The organism is Xenorhabdus sp. TS4, assembly GCF_014467265.1.
Taxonomy (GTDB): Bacteria; Pseudomonadota; Gammaproteobacteria; order Enterobacterales; family Enterobacteriaceae; genus Xenorhabdus; species Xenorhabdus ehlersii.
In genome coordinates, this window is record NZ_NKHQ01000006.1 from 236,801 (window position 1) to 252,453 (window position 15,653).

Annotated in this window: 18 protein-coding genes and 3 pseudogenes; 8 read left to right on the top strand and 13 right to left on the bottom strand. The window is 43.5% G+C overall.

The genetic code is table 11. The annotated features are described in order from the left end of the window. Positions 1–19: 19 nt before the first annotated feature. The 7 genes from Xets_RS05275 to Xets_RS05305 all read right to left on the bottom strand — a co-directional run bounded on the left by Xets_RS05275 (position 20) and on the right by Xets_RS05305 (position 5,243). On the bottom strand, positions 20–2,887 hold the full coding sequence (locus tag Xets_RS05275; protein WP_187651266.1) for a DUF927 domain-containing protein: 2,868 nt from the start codon (positions 2,885–2,887) through the stop codon (positions 20–22). Beyond that, the gene (locus Xets_RS05280) at positions 2,887–3,102 is read right to left on the bottom strand and encodes a hypothetical protein (RefSeq protein ID WP_099133757.1); all 216 of its coding nucleotides are present in this window, start codon (positions 3,100–3,102) and stop codon (positions 2,887–2,889) included. The genes Xets_RS05275 and Xets_RS05280 overlap by 1 nt, the downstream gene beginning before the upstream one ends. 71 nt (positions 3,103–3,173) lie before the next feature. Then, positions 3,174–3,383, bottom strand: a complete 210-nt coding sequence (locus Xets_RS05285) for an AlpA family transcriptional regulator (protein WP_187651267.1) — start codon at positions 3,381–3,383, stop codon at positions 3,174–3,176. Between the two features lie 236 nt (positions 3,384–3,619). Next, positions 3,620–3,958 carry a hypothetical protein gene (locus tag Xets_RS05290; protein WP_099133759.1) on the bottom strand — a complete coding sequence of 113 codons (339 nt, stop codon included), beginning with the start codon at positions 3,956–3,958 and terminating at the stop codon, positions 3,620–3,622. After that, complete coding sequence (locus Xets_RS05295) at positions 3,958–4,524, bottom strand: hypothetical protein (RefSeq protein WP_099133760.1); 567 nt, start codon at positions 4,522–4,524, stop codon at positions 3,958–3,960. The genes Xets_RS05290 and Xets_RS05295 overlap by 1 nt, the downstream gene beginning before the upstream one ends. Further along, positions 4,517–4,759, bottom strand: coding sequence for a hypothetical protein (locus tag Xets_RS05300; RefSeq protein ID WP_187651268.1), 243 nt, complete (start codon positions 4,757–4,759; stop codon positions 4,517–4,519). The genes Xets_RS05295 and Xets_RS05300 overlap by 8 nt, the downstream gene beginning before the upstream one ends. Continuing rightward, the gene (locus Xets_RS05305; protein ID WP_274540011.1) at positions 4,752–5,243 is read right to left on the bottom strand and encodes a host cell division inhibitor Icd-like protein; all 492 of its coding nucleotides are present in this window, start codon (positions 5,241–5,243) and stop codon (positions 4,752–4,754) included. Before Xets_RS05305 ends, Xets_RS05300 begins: the two co-directional genes overlap by 8 nt. Positions 5,244–6,116: 873 nt before the next feature. On the opposite strand from Xets_RS05305, the gene Xets_RS05310 reads away from it, so the two are divergent. After that, positions 6,117–6,383: a hypothetical protein gene (locus Xets_RS05310; protein WP_187651269.1), complete on the top strand. Its 267-nt coding sequence runs from the start codon at positions 6,117–6,119 to the stop codon at positions 6,381–6,383. 155 nt (positions 6,384–6,538) lie between these two features. On the opposite strand, the gene Xets_RS05315 is transcribed toward Xets_RS05310, so the two are convergent. After that, positions 6,539–6,970 carry an antiterminator Q family protein gene (locus tag Xets_RS05315; protein WP_187651270.1) on the bottom strand — a complete coding sequence of 144 codons (432 nt, stop codon included), beginning with the start codon at positions 6,968–6,970 and terminating at the stop codon, positions 6,539–6,541. A 641-nt stretch (positions 6,971–7,611) separates the two neighbouring features. Here Xets_RS05315 and Xets_RS05320 point away from each other — a divergent pair. From Xets_RS05320 to Xets_RS05330, 3 genes are all read left to right on the top strand, one after another. Next, on the top strand, positions 7,612–8,106 hold the full coding sequence (locus tag Xets_RS05320; RefSeq protein WP_099133766.1) for a hypothetical protein: 495 nt from the start codon (positions 7,612–7,614) through the stop codon (positions 8,104–8,106). A 1,098-nt stretch (positions 8,107–9,204) separates the two neighbouring features. Then, positions 9,205–9,495: a hypothetical protein gene (locus tag Xets_RS05325; RefSeq protein WP_099133767.1), complete on the top strand. Its 291-nt coding sequence runs from the start codon at positions 9,205–9,207 to the stop codon at positions 9,493–9,495. An 85-nt stretch (positions 9,496–9,580) separates the two neighbouring features. Further along, a complete protein-coding gene (locus Xets_RS05330) occupies positions 9,581–10,615 on the top strand; it encodes an IS110 family transposase (RefSeq protein ID WP_187651271.1) in 1,035 nt (344 codons plus the stop codon). A 579-nt stretch (positions 10,616–11,194) separates the two neighbouring features. Here Xets_RS05330 and Xets_RS05335 read toward each other — a convergent pair. The 3 genes from Xets_RS05335 to Xets_RS05345 all read right to left on the bottom strand — a co-directional run bounded on the left by Xets_RS05335 (position 11,195) and on the right by Xets_RS05345 (position 12,250). After that, positions 11,195–11,419: a transposase gene (locus Xets_RS05335; protein WP_187651272.1), complete on the bottom strand. Its 225-nt coding sequence runs from the start codon at positions 11,417–11,419 to the stop codon at positions 11,195–11,197. Further along, a complete protein-coding gene (locus Xets_RS05340) occupies positions 11,376–11,510 on the bottom strand; it encodes a transposase (RefSeq protein WP_187651273.1) in 135 nt (44 codons plus the stop codon). The genes Xets_RS05335 and Xets_RS05340 overlap by 44 nt, the downstream gene beginning before the upstream one ends. 158 nt (positions 11,511–11,668) lie before the next feature. Then, positions 11,669–12,250 carry a hypothetical protein gene (locus Xets_RS05345; RefSeq protein WP_099133770.1) on the bottom strand — a complete coding sequence of 194 codons (582 nt, stop codon included), beginning with the start codon at positions 12,248–12,250 and terminating at the stop codon, positions 11,669–11,671. Positions 12,251–13,224: 974 nt separating this feature from the next. On the opposite strand from Xets_RS05345, the gene Xets_RS05350 reads away from it, so the two are divergent. The 3 genes and pseudogenes from Xets_RS05350 to Xets_RS05360 all read left to right on the top strand — a co-directional run bounded on the left by Xets_RS05350 (position 13,225) and on the right by Xets_RS05360 (position 13,985). Then, positions 13,225–13,542: an IS630 transposase-related protein gene (locus tag Xets_RS05350; RefSeq protein WP_187651274.1), complete on the top strand. Its 318-nt coding sequence runs from the start codon at positions 13,225–13,227 to the stop codon at positions 13,540–13,542. Further along, a pseudogene (locus tag Xets_RS05355) lies at positions 13,479–13,697 on the top strand (nuclease domain-containing protein); the annotation flags it as partial. The gene Xets_RS05350 and the pseudogene Xets_RS05355, both read left to right, overlap by 64 nt. Positions 13,698–13,787: 90 nt before the next feature. Continuing rightward, positions 13,788–13,985 (top strand): RusA family crossover junction endodeoxyribonuclease, encoded by a 198-nt coding sequence (locus tag Xets_RS05360; protein WP_338066715.1) that lies wholly within the window; start codon positions 13,788–13,790, stop codon positions 13,983–13,985. Between the two features lie 267 nt (positions 13,986–14,252). Here the strand turns inward: Xets_RS05360 and Xets_RS05365 are convergent. Both Xets_RS05365 and Xets_RS05370 read right to left on the bottom strand, forming a co-directional pair. Further along, positions 14,253–14,609: pseudogene (locus Xets_RS05365) on the bottom strand (hypothetical protein); the annotation flags it as partial. A gap of 158 nt (positions 14,610–14,767) precedes the next feature. Further along, positions 14,768–15,235: a nuclear transport factor 2 family protein gene (locus Xets_RS05370; RefSeq protein WP_187651275.1), complete on the bottom strand. Its 468-nt coding sequence runs from the start codon at positions 15,233–15,235 to the stop codon at positions 14,768–14,770. A 96-nt stretch (positions 15,236–15,331) separates the two neighbouring features. Between Xets_RS05370 and Xets_RS05375 the strand changes: the two are divergent. After that, positions 15,332–15,556 (top strand): annotated as a pseudogene (locus tag Xets_RS05375) (TetR/AcrR family transcriptional regulator); the annotation flags it as partial. Between the last annotated feature and the right edge of the window lie 97 nt (positions 15,557–15,653).

Sequence of the window (15,653 nt, forward strand, 5' to 3'; positions counted from 1 at the left end):
GATTGCTCCGGCTCTCTTATCACTCAAATAGCTTACCTGCGTCTATCCTGTAAAATCGGCGCTGGTCTTTATAACCAAGCGGATCACGTTTCTTAGGGTTATAAACGGTACGAGGTTTACCGTTCTTACCTACCTCCTCTGTTACGCCAACAAGCACACCTTTTTTGTGTAGAGCGGCGAGTGTCATATCAAAATTACAGCCCTCCAAAACACGTTCTTTCAATGCTTCTGACGTAATCCAATAAATACGGGATAAGGAGGTATCATCAGCAGATACTGATTCATTGCTGAAATCAGCTACATTAACACACTCCCCGGTAGATAAAGTAATATAGCCATCGAATATAGGCATACTCCCCCCGTCATTAGAGGAAGAACGAAAGCGGGATTCACCATAAGTACTGAGATACACCCTCAGCCGCTCAATGCCATTTACCGCTTCCAGATCACCAGTCGTGCCCCTACTATCTACATAGGCTTTGAAGCACTCACCAACACAGCGTAGAGACTCCCCGGTATCCCAACCAGTAATACCCCATTCCGTCGCTAGCTCTCCCGCAGCAGCACAGAGCGCGAACCGCTCTAATACCCGGTCTAACTGTGCTCCTGCATCTTCTGGTCTATAAGCTTCCTTGAACTGAATAATTAACGCTCGCAAGCGATCAACCAACTCCGAACGGGAAGACGCAGTAAGCTTTTCAAGCCATGTGATACCAGCACATCCATAATATTTCGTTGTTAAGGCATTCAGAGAATCAGCAAATTCTTTAGCTGTGCCTAGTCCGTGGAGGGTATCAAAAACGCCATTCTCATCGCTTACTATCGCAGGGATATCCACAAAGCGAGCTTGCTGACCCGCGGCAACACTTTCACCCGATGCCTTAAGATAACTTTCGAAAGCATCTTCGCTTGATGCCAGCACCAGAGTTCGCCATTGTAGCGTTTCACGCAAAGTAACGTCTTTTGTGCCTCGAGCCTTTCCCTGCCCAAGAGCCAGCATATAAGCAACTTGACCCACCAGCTTAGGGTTAACGCTTTTCAGTTCATCCAGAATTAGCGGTAAGTCATTATGCGCTGTGGCTAATACCTCGATCCCGACTAAGGTAGTATTGCAACTATGGGAATATCCGCCTGTTGTTGCACCACTCCCCCATACAGAGGCAGCGACATGTTGAGCGGTACTTTTACCTTTGGTTGAAGCCCCTTTCAGGCTGAATACCCCACCATCAACCCCCAATACATTGAGTAAAGGAGCAGCAAAAGCAACACAGAGAGAAAATACTAACCGGGTATTACCGGCACATTTCGCGCTGATAAGTTTCTGCCAGTCTTCAAGAGATTCTGATTGCGCTAACTGACTGCGTTCGCTCTTTTTACGCCCGGATAATTGGTACATCACTTTGCTGGTGGAGCTGCCTATTGTGCTTTCAGGCAGTACAAACAAGTGATCATTAAACCAGCCCGTCGAAGTTGCTAAGGTTATGCGCTCTTTTGCCGTTGTGATATTCAGATAACCCAATAAGTCACGGCTCATGCCAGTACCGATATAAAACCCCAACTTCGACAAATTAGGAATAATATCGCTAGCAGGTTTATGTAATTGCTCATTTGGTACAATGAATTGCTTCGTTTCTCTATCACTGTCTTTAAATGAAATCAGCTTTCCCCAATTATCGCTGTATACATCGCGGGTTAATCCCAGTACTGAGAACGGCGCAGATATCTTCCGGGCTACAATGCTTTTTACCTTACCTTTTCCCTCCTCAACATTCTTCATTAACCCGTCCTCGGTCATATAAAAACCGACTTTTTCCAGCGCTAAATAAGGTCGAAGAATTTGGGGGTTTTCCCACCCCAGCGAGGCAGCTTGCGAAAATATCCATTTATAGCTGGTGAGATCAGCACGGGAAGTATCCCAAGTTGCTTCAAAATGTTCAGCATCAAATGCCGCTCCACCAGCTTCTGACCATTCCAACGCCAGTTGGTACGCATTATCTTCATAGGGTGTGTTTTTCAAACTACCAAGAGCAGCGATCACTCTCTGCCAATTTTGTCTGCCCCCCTCTGATATCGCCAGCATCGCGGGGGAAAACAAAGCAACCTGTAAATCAGCTAATGTATGCTCGTCTACCTCAAACCAACGTTCTAAATCAGTGTCACTATCATAATGCTGTACAGGCCGAGGAGTTGTCTTCGACACAAGCGGAGCCATTGCAAGATAGTTCTCTACGTCTACCAATTCGCCGTCTAAACGGTGAATGATCGCATCAGTCACATCCTCCCCGCTTTTCGTTTTCCGGCGTACAGCATTCACTATTGGCAAATAGCATTGTTGTTCGGCACGATAGACAGACTCATCCCACCCAATGACAGGAGTCCATTCGCTGGTCAAATCCTCTTCCGCGATTTGCTGTATCGCCGTTTCTATTCCATGGGCTATCATCTGGCATACATGAATACCCACAGTGCGATCTACCTCAGAATCCAAGATAATAACAAAACGACAACGCGGAGCATCTGCGGTATAATTGAAAGTCGTATAGAGTACACCTTTAAACGTCTTTTTTAAGTAACTGACTAACGCATCAAACGTCTTGGGGCTGTCAAAACTATCGCAGTCAAACGATGCAAAGCGGCGTTTAGCCGCTAATGCTGAAAGCCTCCAGTTTTTGATACCCTGAAACTTCTCAGGGTATTTTTCTTTTGGGTCTTGGCCTTTTGGATGTTCCCCTTGTTCCATTGCTGCACAAAAATATTGTTTCTTCTTGGCAGTCGCCGTATCAGTTATTAATTGCTCAATGAACTGTTCTGTATTTTCAGCGCATCGTTGCTCAGGGGTAATATCGTATACATCCCGTCCACGGGAATAGTAAATTTTATCTGCCATTATTTGCCCTTACCCAAGTCACACATTCTCTTTGCCTCTATACCATGAAGCTTCTTCAATCTACGACGGGTATGTCGGTTTGTGGCATAAGTTCCCGTTTCTCCATTAAGTGGAACTGGGCTGTTAATCATTGTTTGAAGACCTAACCGATCTACTTTTTGCTGGCATTCAATTAAATGAGTAAGGCTTGCCGAAGAGCGATGTTTACGCGGCATAATTACCCCCTTTAATAAAACTTTTTGGACGCGGTAAAGTGATAGTTATTTTGGGGTGTGTTTTAATCATGTTATTTATCCTCCTGTCCACGGGTATTAAGACGGGATGCTATATATTCATTAACTTCACTTGCTGCCCATCCCACACGCCTTAACCCCAATTTCACAGACTTTGGAAATTCAGGTGTTCTTTTTAAAAACTCATGGAAGCCACTATCAGATTTATAGTGCAGCGCCGCTTTAACTTCTTTTTTAGTCAGCATCGATTCACTAATACTCATTGCATTTTCTCCTGCGTTAAACGGTCATAAACGGCTATAAACGCAAGCAACATAACCACTAATGAAATAACAAATAAGCCCTTTACATGTGCAGGCTGTAATAACAAAACACAGAAAGCCAATATGTAATTTCCTACGTATTGGCTATTATTCCGTGGAGGGGATAAGTGTTTATTTCGCTCTAAATTTGTAATGAGCTTCTTTTAGCGTTCGCGTTTATAACTGGTATGACTCAGCTACCGGTTCCCTTTCTTTTTATTTTTCTTCCCTTGCTTACGTTTACATTTTTTAGACTTGGTTCCGGTATGTTTTGAGCCACCACTAAACAACATAGTTTTATGACCTTTAACCAACTGGGCACGTGGAGTAGTTCTGGTCATGTTCTTTGTGAGTTTGCGGCTACGTGATTTGGTCGTATTTTCTTCAAACGCCGCGATTGTGGACACAACTCTTGGCTCTCGAAAATCTTCGCCAAAATCGATTTCTTTAACTGTACCCATGACTCCCCCTGTATTTTCGTTCTCGCAATCACTATCTGTTTCAGTTACAACGCTGGTGGATTTAGATTTGTTCATCAGTGCATCATCCTCGGCTTGTTGACCGCCATCTGAGGTAAACCCTCTTCAATGAAGCTGCGATGCAGTTCGAACAGCACTTCTCTGCCAAAATCAGAAAGAGACAACCCTTGTTCAGGGGAACCCTCCAGCATTTGCTGATAGAAAATAGCGGCGTTCTTTACCCCTTGCTCGTGACCGAATCGCTCAATCAACGTGCCCTCAACATTATTTGCCAAGGCAGAACATTCACTTGATAAGTAAAGCGGTAAAACGATAGGGGAATTTTCCAGCTTGAAGATAGCTTTACCGTGATGCTTTTCCCTTTGCTCAGAAATCCATACATGCGCCACTACCCAACGAAAGAAGCGAATATCCTCTACGGGTTGCCCCTCTGGGTGTGTGGTTAGCCATGCCATGAGTAGCTGTAAAGCTAATTCGCTTTGGTTGTCCCATTCGCCACCATTAACCCGGTCTAAGATGGAGGTAACGGGCAATGAAGCCACTATCATCTCTGGGCTGTTTTCGGATTGGCTATACAGCGTCACAATGCCGTTTTCTATGACAGAACGGTAATTATTAAGCATATTGCACCTCATTAGCATGGGTAACACAGGGGGCAGCCTCAGCGGTCAAGTAAGCGCTTTTGGCCTCATTGGCATGCAGTTGTAAGAGTTGCTGCGCATATTCCAGTAAATCAGCCTCGATATCCCTCGCTTCGGGGTCTAATCGTAGGTACTCCACGGCCTTAAGAAATGCCGCCACTGGCTCTAACACATCAGCGGGGTGAGCATAGATATTTGCTAAGGAACGATCAGACATGGCGCACCTCCTGAACAGGCAAGGGACCAGCAAAGAACAAAACGAAATCACGGGAAAGCATAGAACGGGCGTTGTGCTCGTCGGAGGCAATAGCCGCTATACGGCTGGGGGTTGCGTCCAAATCTGCACGTTTGATGCTCAGAAACACGAATTTGAAATGAGTTGGGGTAGGGATAGTCGCCATAGTTGCGATCTCCGTGTGTATGTTTACGGAGTCACCACCTGAGTTCTCACGCTCGGAAAGGGTGGTGACGCTAACAGAGGTGAGAATACTGGCACACACGGAAACCAGCCTACCTTTCGGTAGCTCCGCTAGCATCACCATTGAATACATATAGGCGAATACCGCCTCAAATGAAAGGTGCTGCGATGCAGTGACACAAAAAAAGACGCTAGGCGCGTCATGTGTCGCCGTGTATTGATTCAGGTTCTCACGCCTGACACCAGATTTTGCTGGTGCAAGGTCAATATAGCCAAAGTCCACCAGCAAAGGCAAGCACAATTTATTGAATAAAGATATTAATGTGATCGCTCCTATAGCTTTTCTCGGTTATCAGCAGGTAATCAATTGTTCTGTTTCAGCCCAATTAAGCCCAATCAAAAGGTTATTGATATATTTCTAAATTACTCCATTGGTAGAAGTATTGCCGAGGAGTATTTAACTCATTGGGTTGGCTTAATTTCGCTGAATAGACGGAATCGCTTTGCTGGTGGATATACGGGCAAGCTGTAAATATGCAGCTTGGTTCAGAACGGTATACAGAAACGCTAATCCTTTGATATTTTCAAAAACCTCCGTTGGAGTAAGCTGATTTCTACCCAGTGTGCATATTCATACCCTGCCCGTTTAACTCTTTGATAATCGCAGCAATCCCCATTGGGGTAAGCTGTACCCATTCCCCGGACATCACCAGAATATTTTTAGACCAGACTGCATATTTGCAGTCTGGCTATATTAGGTCGATTCCAATAAAAAAGCCTAACCCTTTGATATTTTCGGAATCCCCCATTGGGGGAAGCCGGGCGCTATGGGAATTCCCATAACGGCTCAAACTCTGCGTTTCAGGGTGTTTGAACTTTATCAATTGGTTATAAGGTCGGGTAAAAGTTTTCCGCAACCCTGTGGGCTAAGCCCTAAAAAGGGCTTTGCATTGCCCGTAATACCTGAGCTTTGCCCCTGTGGATTGGTGGTGCTTGGCAACCTACCGGCACTACAGCAGTTAATGTGATAGGCCACTTATCTTTATTATTGTTGTGGGTATTGAATATAAAACCATAATCAGAATCGTGTTTAGAAGAAGTTTTTAATAAAGCCACTAATCCTATTTTCTATGTATTAAAAAATATAGGGGATATTATGCGAGTAGAGAATCGTTCAAGTAATACTGTTTCAGTTAGTATTAATGCTTGGGGGGATGACGGGAACAAGGGCTGGTTTAGGTTGGCGCCGGGCGATGGTGACTCTTGGGATCGTACCGATTATCGTGGTTTTGTAATGGCGGTATCAATCAGAGGCCAACAGAACTCTTATTTCATATTCGCGGATAGTAGTATTTATATTTACGATAATTATATTGAAGATGACGGTAGGAAAATAAAACCAGCAACAGATAGATATTATTAAAATCCAAGCAAGAAAAGAAATTTAGTCTTATATACGCTTAAATATCTAAGCGTAAATTCCCGCTTAGCCCTACTGGACAAATTTGTCTAAATTAACCCTACCGCCATATTTGGCGGTAGCCGTTCGCGCAGGTATACGGGCAATGGGTAGGCTTTTTACTGTTGGGCGTTTAATGCTGAACTGGACAAATTCTCCCTGTTACCGTGGAAGCCATATATTAGGTCTATTTCTAATGGTTCGTCCAACACCTCCAGGCACCCAAGAATAAAACTTTCAGCCACCAGCATACGCTTTCTGACTTCGCTTTCACTGAGCTTGAACTTGCGGCCAATCGCACGTTTAGACATGCCGCTAACGTAGTGGTGCTCGATAAAATCACACTCCTGAGACATACCGACAGTACGCAGCTTGGCAACACAGCCATCAATGACCATCCCGTCCTCGTCACTGCACGATAATTTGTTGTTGCTGGTATAAGTCACCGCGTCTTTAAACCCGGCGGATACCGACTTCCAACCAATGTTAACTCTGCCTTGCACTACCCACCCGCCCCAATGCAATAGTATTTTCTGCATATCTCTGTGCATGATCTTTTATCCGCTTTGATTGTACTATGTAACTAGTACATATTAGCGTCGGTTGGGGGGGTATAAGAAATAGATGGCCCAATTTTGGACTTTAATGATTTGAAAGGGGTTTTTTACTCCATTGGAGTAGAAGACAAGCCGTAACCCAAAGTTGGATTACTTTGATTTCAAAGGTTTTTTCAATTCTAGCGATTCGCTAGAACTAAGCCTTATCAATAGCTTGCCGGGGAAGTGCTCATCGGGTTGGCTAACGGGCAAGTGATAATGATCGCGTTTTTGCTTCATGAGTAGAAACAGAGAGTTATCTGTAATTATGATGGTTGGTTTTTCAACCATCAATATAACCTATTGATTTATCTTAATTCTAGCGAATCGCTAGAATTAATAAGCCCCTCGATTTTAACTGCCGGGATATCGGTAGTTTCCCCGGCATAAGGTGCTTATCTATTTGATATTGTTCGTAACGCAAGTTTGCTTTACGGATAACTGTTTGATTTTCATCATGAGGCGGGTTTTGGATCATGGTCACTTTCTTGACCATCAATATTAGCCGTTCAGCCTGTAGTATTTCACCCTCAAAGCAGGGCTTGATAAACTATTCCCTCACCCTTCTATAAACTAAATAATATCGATTACAAACTATGCAAAACGGACTTGTTAAATTAGCGGCTGATACGCGAACAGTATTTGAAAAAGAGCACCAAAAAATAAATGATATGGGCATTCCTTTCTTTTATAGCTTCCCGATTAATTCTTGTCAGGGGGCTTCTGTATTCTTTGGTATGGTTGCCCAGCAATTTTTCCCCAATGCCGATATTAAAATTGTATTAGGTAGTGATAGAAAAAAGAGAATACATCATTACTGGTTAGAAATTGACAAAAAAGTCTATGACCTGACTGTAGACCAATTTATATCTTGGATGGACGAGCAATATAATTGCCCTGATAAACCTATCTACGCAGAAAAGAAGCACCCGCTGGCAAAATACTTTTTCTACACAAAACGATTTTCCCCGGTAGAAGCCTTTGCTATTTTTTGTACTCAACATGCGAAAAATACCAGAGCTACGATTACTGCATATGACTTTATGAGAGCAGAACTTAGAAAGCTGGACTGGGATAAGCCGGGGAGCTGATATATAAGGCAAAATTCCGCCTTAACTCCTTGATTAGGTTTAACTGCTCCGAAGCAGGGGAATTAGCACACCGCCCGTAGCTCAATATCGAGTTACGGCTAACCACATGATTATGCTAATGATTCAAAAATTGGATCATCTCTGAGGGCAAAGCCCCTCGCCGAACGATTCAATGAAGCTATGAGCAAGCAAGAGCGCGAGCCAACATCATTCAAATTTTTTCACATAACACTACAGTAAACTACAGAAAAAGATTAACCGCTCCTAAACTACATCAAACTACTGGACTTGAAAGCCAAGAGACTACGCCCGGCGAAAAACCCATAATGGATGAAGTAGCCAGACAGAAAAGAGAGCTGCATGTAGAAATTTTTCTCCTACAGACCTAAGCAAGAATTCCTGCTTAACTCTACCGCTAAATCTGGTATAGCCGTATAAACATTTACCGTAGGCAAAAAGTGTTGCTCATTTCCGGGGAGGGCTTTATTGAAGCATCGGGACACCTATATTAAGTGTTGTCCCGCTCTTGTCCCTCGTTTGTACTGAGTATGCATTTTATAAAATACATATAAATATATAATATATATAATATTTTTATATTTATATAAATAAGTAAGGGACACAGGGACAGCGGGACACATAAAAATACTGTTTATAAATATGAATATACATAGCTACCCCCCTCCTCGGTCAAAAAGCAATCGCAAATGTTTTTGGTAGTAAGTTTGGTAGTAACCAACCAACTTAAAATTAACAAAAACATTATTTATCAATTAATTAAATAACCAATTCAAATTCCGCCAGCTTGTTTGCCCAGTGTCCACTTTGCGTCCACTCAAGAAACACTATCATCTGGAAATACATTAATCATAACAACCGAGAGGAGTTTATATAAGTGATAGAGATACTATTAGACAATCCGTCTGTCTTATGGGGATTTTTGGGAAGCCTAGCCGGAGGAGGTCTTACTCTGTTAGGTACATGTATAACATTGAGACATAACTATAAAATAAAAAAATTGAACTTATTCAACAAGATAAGACGAAGAAATATAATGAATATGTAGCACTCAATAAAAAACACCTCATAGAGCCATTAGTGGAATATCTGATTACCGATCTAAAAACGATGCAGGCTATATACAATCTTCAAGACAGTGATTCTCAAGTTCACAAAGACACACAACGAAGGCTAAATAATACACACCTAGATCAAATGGCTGTAATGGAAGCAAGGGCAGGTAGCTTAGGAACGAATGAAATCAAAAAACTAATGGAGACATGTAGCAAAGAACGTAAGGCACTTGTTGATATAGTATATCATAATACAGATGGTCATTCGTTTAAAACATTAAAAGAACAGATAGACCGCACCAGTCAGCTTTTGTAGTGATGTGATGGACGCCCCCTTTTTCAGCGGCAAATAGTGCCATCTTTCTTTCCGATGCACTGAATTTTTCGGGAGAGAACCTATCATGAATACGATCAAAGTCGTTGGCATTGACCTCGCCAAAAACGTTTTTCAAGTCTGTGTCTGGATGGCGGACGGTTCTGTCGCCTCGAACCGAAAAATCTCACGGCAAAAATTGCTTGATGCCGTGCGCTCTTTTCCGCCTAGCACTGTCATTGCGATGGAAGCTTGTGCAACGTCTCACTACTGGGGGCGAACGCTGCAAGCGATGGGATATACCGTCAGGTTAGTCCCGACTCAACACGTCAAGGCCTTCAGCCATCATCAAAAAAACGATGCCAATGCTGCACTGGCTATTTGTGAAACTGCCTGTCGTCCAGGTCTTCATTTTGTTCCCGTCAAGACCGTGGAACAGCAAGATATCAAGGCACTGCGCAGTGCCCGGCAACTCATGGTGGAACAGCGTATCGCACTTGCTAACCAAATGCGGGCTTTTCTGGCTGAATCGGGACGGATTGTGCCTGCCGACATTCAAAAACTTCAACAGCATCTCCCTGATATTCTGGAAGATGACAGCAATCACCTGTCTTGTGTGCTGCGTCGTTTATTGCATACCTTATGGGAAGAGATGCAGAATTTGAACACCGGCATTCATGACATGGATAACGAAATAGCGGCACTTTCCCGTCAGCAAACGGGTTATGAGCATCTGCTCACTATTCCCGGCGTTGGTCCCCTTATTGCGGCCGCCTTCGTGAGTGACGTCAGTGCATCCCAATTTGCCAATGGCCGACAACTGTCTGCCTGGTGTGGACTGGTTCCCCGGCAACACAGTTCAGGAGGAAAAAGCCGTCTGTGTTCCCTGAGCAAACATGGCAATCGTCATCTCCGAACGTTAATCATTCACGATGCCCGTGCCGTGATGCGTTGTGTTCAAAAACGGGATGATTATCTGGGAGAGTGGCTGAGAAAACTGATTGACCGGTGCGGGTTCATGAAAGCCACGGTGGCTTTAGCCAACAAACTGACCCGGATTATTTGGCGTGTTCTGCGGGATGACGTGGATTTTAATATGAAAAAAGCTTTTACTATCAATTAATTGAGTAACAAAAAATAGACGCATTATCGAGTTTGCAAACACTGATGAGAAAACGGCTCCCGTCCCTGTCAGAGCCTGCTCTTGACCAAGGTAGTGAGATACCGGTGTTGTGATAAGGAAACAGGGTGCGGATGACATCATGGCGCGGACAAATGAGTCCATAATGACGCCGGATATATGGTCGCAAACCGTATCAATTTAGTGCTTGCACAACCGGGGCGTCCATATATGGTCAAGAAGTTTCGAACACATTTCTCGCTTCTTCCCACTGTCTTTCATATTCGGCAGGAGAAATCCCCCCATTAAAACGATGAGGTCGGATGTCGTTGTAATACCCGCCAAGCACCAGTGGGTATTCGGGCAAGCCGGGGCAAAGTACTGCCGTAAGAGATTCGGGCTGGCGAGAGCGTCTTCGCCTGCCGGGCGATAACGGTGAACCCCCGGTTGACGGCTTTGCAGGCCACCTTCCTGCATTAAGCGTCTGGCCTTCCAGCGACCCACCGGCCTACCTTCATGGGTCAGCAGATGGCTCAAGGTGACACAATTCCGTCACCGGCCATCGGGGGCTCAGCCGTGTGATCAACGCATAGCGCCACTGCGCATCTCGCTCATCAGCACGGCCGCCTGCTTTAGGATTTCTTTTTCCATTTCCAGGCGTTTCACCTGTTTCTCTAAGGCTTGTATCTGGCGTTGTTCGGGCGTCAGTGCCTTACTGACCGGCGTTATCCCCTGTATTTCGGCGTTATACTGGCGAACCCATTTACCCAGCGTACTGGTATTGCCCCCCCAATGAACGGGCAACATCGACAACCCGTTGTTGATGGCGAATAACCTGTTGAACCGCTTCCAGCTTAAATTCAGCGGAATAGTGGCGTTTGGTGAGTTTCACTTTCATTGTCACACCTCATTGTCATGTGATTAACATTAGCAGGCTTTTGAGGTGTCCGGAATTATCATGCCACTACAGGGTTGGTAAAAGTAATCGGATTGGTCAAAGGCAGGATTCTGTCTTAGCATTCTGGACAAATTAGACTACTACACAATACCCATGAATTACGTGTATCTTGTCCCGGGGAATTGTTTAACGATATTACCTTTAACCACTTTATATGCCTGATGTCGGTTACCATGCACATATTTTATAAAAGGATTATTCCAGACCACGCGGTCTATGGGGCCTGCCATATAAGCGAAATCAATTCCTGCTTCAATAAAGGCCTTTCGTGCGTTTTCTAGCCAGTTTCCTCTCCCGATATAGCATGCTTGGAATTTAATCACGCCAACCCGGCGAAGCGACATTCTTTTCAAATCGTTAGCTAGCTCTTCCGGACTGTTATAACGACTACCTAAAGAACTCTCGCTGGAATGAGCAAAAATATCTACGCGGTCATTTTCCGTCACCCATTGAAGATAATGGAAATTATTATAAAAATATCTTTGTTCCTCACTGTTGGATTCTCGCCCCACTAGTTCAAGCATGTCTTTATATTTTGATTTTAAATAGCTATACTCTTGCGGCCTACGCTTTTTAAAGTCGTAAGCTAAGACAACTTCTATCTTGCCAAAAGGCCATTCATGAGACTTAATTAGCGGTATTCTTCCTGCGGCTTTATATATTCTATTTTTGAAATTCATTTAATTATCTCTTTTGCTAAACACTGCCATATGAGTCAGGATACCGCCTCGTATGATAAAGTGATTACACCGTCTTTGACTGTCGTTAGACTAACGGGTTTCTGAGGTGTCCGGAATTATCATGCCGTTACAGTTAACTCTGTTTGCGAGAAAATAATATTGACGCACAAACGGCTTTACCCTAAGTTACGGGCAGTGGATAGATTTTTCACTGTTGGACGCTCAATGCTGAACTGGACAGATTCATCCCGTTCACGTGGAAGCCATAGATTAGATCTATTTCTAAGGGTTCATCCAGGATCTCAAAACAAACCCGAGAAAATAATCAGTCAGATACCGAGTGTATACTTAATGAGGCGACCCCCATGTTGATTTGAGTATCATCGAAGCCGACCACGTCCACGATAATTTTCAGAGTAAAGCACACATCCATGCTGGAGCCCACCAATTATCTGATGCGCACTTGCCTATACAAGCAAAATACTCTGCATCTGTTTGCTGAGGACTACAAATAATCGGAGAGCAGTTGCCTGAACAGGAACAAGTAAAAAATACAATGCACATAACGCGCCAACCAGATATTTTTTCATCTTCTTCGCCCCCTGTTATTACTAATATTATTTTCCATAACAGTGACAAAGTAACTTAACTCATTGATAAAATAATAAATTCATTTTTTACGCGATAGATACATAAACATTTATGCCTTTGTCAGTTAGAGAAAATAACCACAGCAATAAATACTACCTGATAATAATCATTTCAATAATTATTATTATAATAAAAAGCAATAAGGGAAGATTACTTATGAATTTTAAGATGCAACGCAGCGGAAATAGATAGGTTTTTCACTATTGTGCGCTCAATGCTGAACTGTGCGTTTTTGCATAATTAACGTGAAAGCCATAGATTATAGCTAAATCATATTAATATGACATAATATCTAAATCTAAAATGACAAGGCATAAAATGAGATGGGCTACAGCTTAGATTTTCGAAAGCGAGTACTGGCATACAAAGACAAGCATTCGTTGACTGTCGAACAAACGAGTGCCCATTTTGAAATCTCCATATGTACCTTGTTCCGGTGGTGCAATAAAATAGAACCTTGCATGACCCGCGATAAACCCGCCACGAAAATCCCTGATGAGGTACTCATTGTGGATGTCCAAAATTTTCCTGATGACTATCAATGGGAAAGAGCAAAACGTTTAGGTGTCTCACAATCGGCAATAGTGAAACAGTGGTTCTGGCTCATTACCGGATGGCTGGCATTTGTGGCATGGGGATGAAACCCAATGATCTGTTTGGGGCGTGGGCGTGTTCATGTTGTCACGATGAAATAGACCGCAGAAAGAGACTGACAGATACAGACTATGCACACATAGCCTATCTGGAGAGCGTAATCAGAACACAATCAATATTACTATCGGAGGGTAAGATTTGAGTTATTACAATTTAAGATTGCCGTGGCCTCCGACAGCAAATCAGCAACATCATTCAGCAGCAAAACCTCAGTATCAATACCCAATCCCGCATCAAAATCAAAATAGTTGCCAATCCCCCAGACAGACGACAGAGAGACCTCGATAACCTGCCTAAAGCGGTTTTCGACTCGCTGACTCATGCCGGGTTCTGGGCTGATGACAATCAGATTGATTATATGAGCATCAAACGCGGCGAACGGGTTAAGGGTGGTTGTCTGGATATTCAGATATGGGAGCTGGAGACATGAATGTTGAAATAAAAATAACATCAAGCCGGTCATGACGGCGTTCAACTTGAGCCATGAGGCAGGTTCTCCAGTGAGATAATTAACTGAAAATAAAAAGGTTATTTTAACTAGGGGGAAGGACAGGGAATGGACACAAGAAGACGTTTTTTTTAATGTTGCTGAATGCAGCCATAGCGGGGCGTAAAGAGAAATAGGGCCAAATTCGGCAAATTATAAAACGTCAGAACGGACAGGGTATGTCCCGAAGAAAATGGCAGGTAAGCCAGGTCAGAAGAAAATCCAGTCCCAAACGGCACGGGCAACGGATACCACAGCCTCACGGACTGAACGAATAACCGCTTTTAGTGGCGCGGGAATAAATGATGCCGCTTCCGCAGAATCAAACACCTCCCCAACCGCATCGCCAAAGCGCTCACGAGCCTGCTTTTTTACAGGTTCACTACATAACCTCCCGCGCAGTTGCGTCGCCAGCGGGCTGGTGGCACGGTCAGGCAGGCAGTACATCATGGTCTCCACCATCGCTTCCATACCCCATCCGGTTTGCGCCGACGCTACGCAGACAGGATGATGTGGTAAAAACAACTGCTGGACAGCGCTCCGCTTAGCTTCAATCGTTAACTGCTGGTCCGGCGGGTGAACGATTTCAAGGGGTTATCTGACAATTTAAGTAATAACTTCCCCTACCTGTTGCGAGCCATAATTATCTGAGGATTAAGCGACTTTGAAGCCTTTTTGCTATCTAAAATAGACGGTTATTGCTTAAGATCCTGTATATGATTAGTTCATAAACCATATTCACCTAGCCCCTTATGTTCATCAGGGCGACGCCCCAATGACCAGTAAAAAAGCCTTTCCGTTTCCTTGATTGGCATATCATTGATACATGCGAAACGACGTGTCATTAAACCTTGCCCATTAAACTCCCAGTTTTCATTACCGAAACTACGGAACCAATTATCTGAGTCATCATGCCATTCATAGGCAAAGCGTACAGCAATACGATTTGTATCAAATACCCATAACTCTTTGATAAGACGGTAATCAATCTCTCTATTCCATTTGTGTGTCAAAAAATCGACAATGGCTTCACGCCCTTCCACAAATTCAGTTCGGTTACGCCACAATGTATCTTTTGTATATACTAGCGAGACCTTCTCTGGGTTCCGGGTGTTCCAAGCGTCTTCTGCCAGACGAACTTTCAGTTCAGCAGTTTCAAGTGTAAATGGAGGTACAGGTTGTCTGATTTCCATAATGTCTCCTTATTGCATGTAGACAAATCTGTCTACATAAAGTAAATTAAGTAGACTTAGCTGTCTACAAAAATAATCATTGCATAGGGAGAGATTATGAATAAAAAAGTATCCAAAGCTCGTGAGCGCATACTAAAAACAGCCCACATGTTGTTTTATCGTGATGGTATACGAGCTACAGGCATTGACCGCATCATTAAGGAATCTGAAGTAACGAAAGTAACGTTCTATCGCCACTTTCCATCCAAAAATGACCTGATACTGGCCTTTCTTGATTATCGCCATGAACTGTGGATTCAGTGGTTTAAAAAATCTCTCCAAGTGCGACGTGAATATTTATTTCAATTAAAAACAATTGGATACGTTGATTTGAAGTAAATTATAAGCTTCGCCAGTTATTGTCAAACATTCAATATCA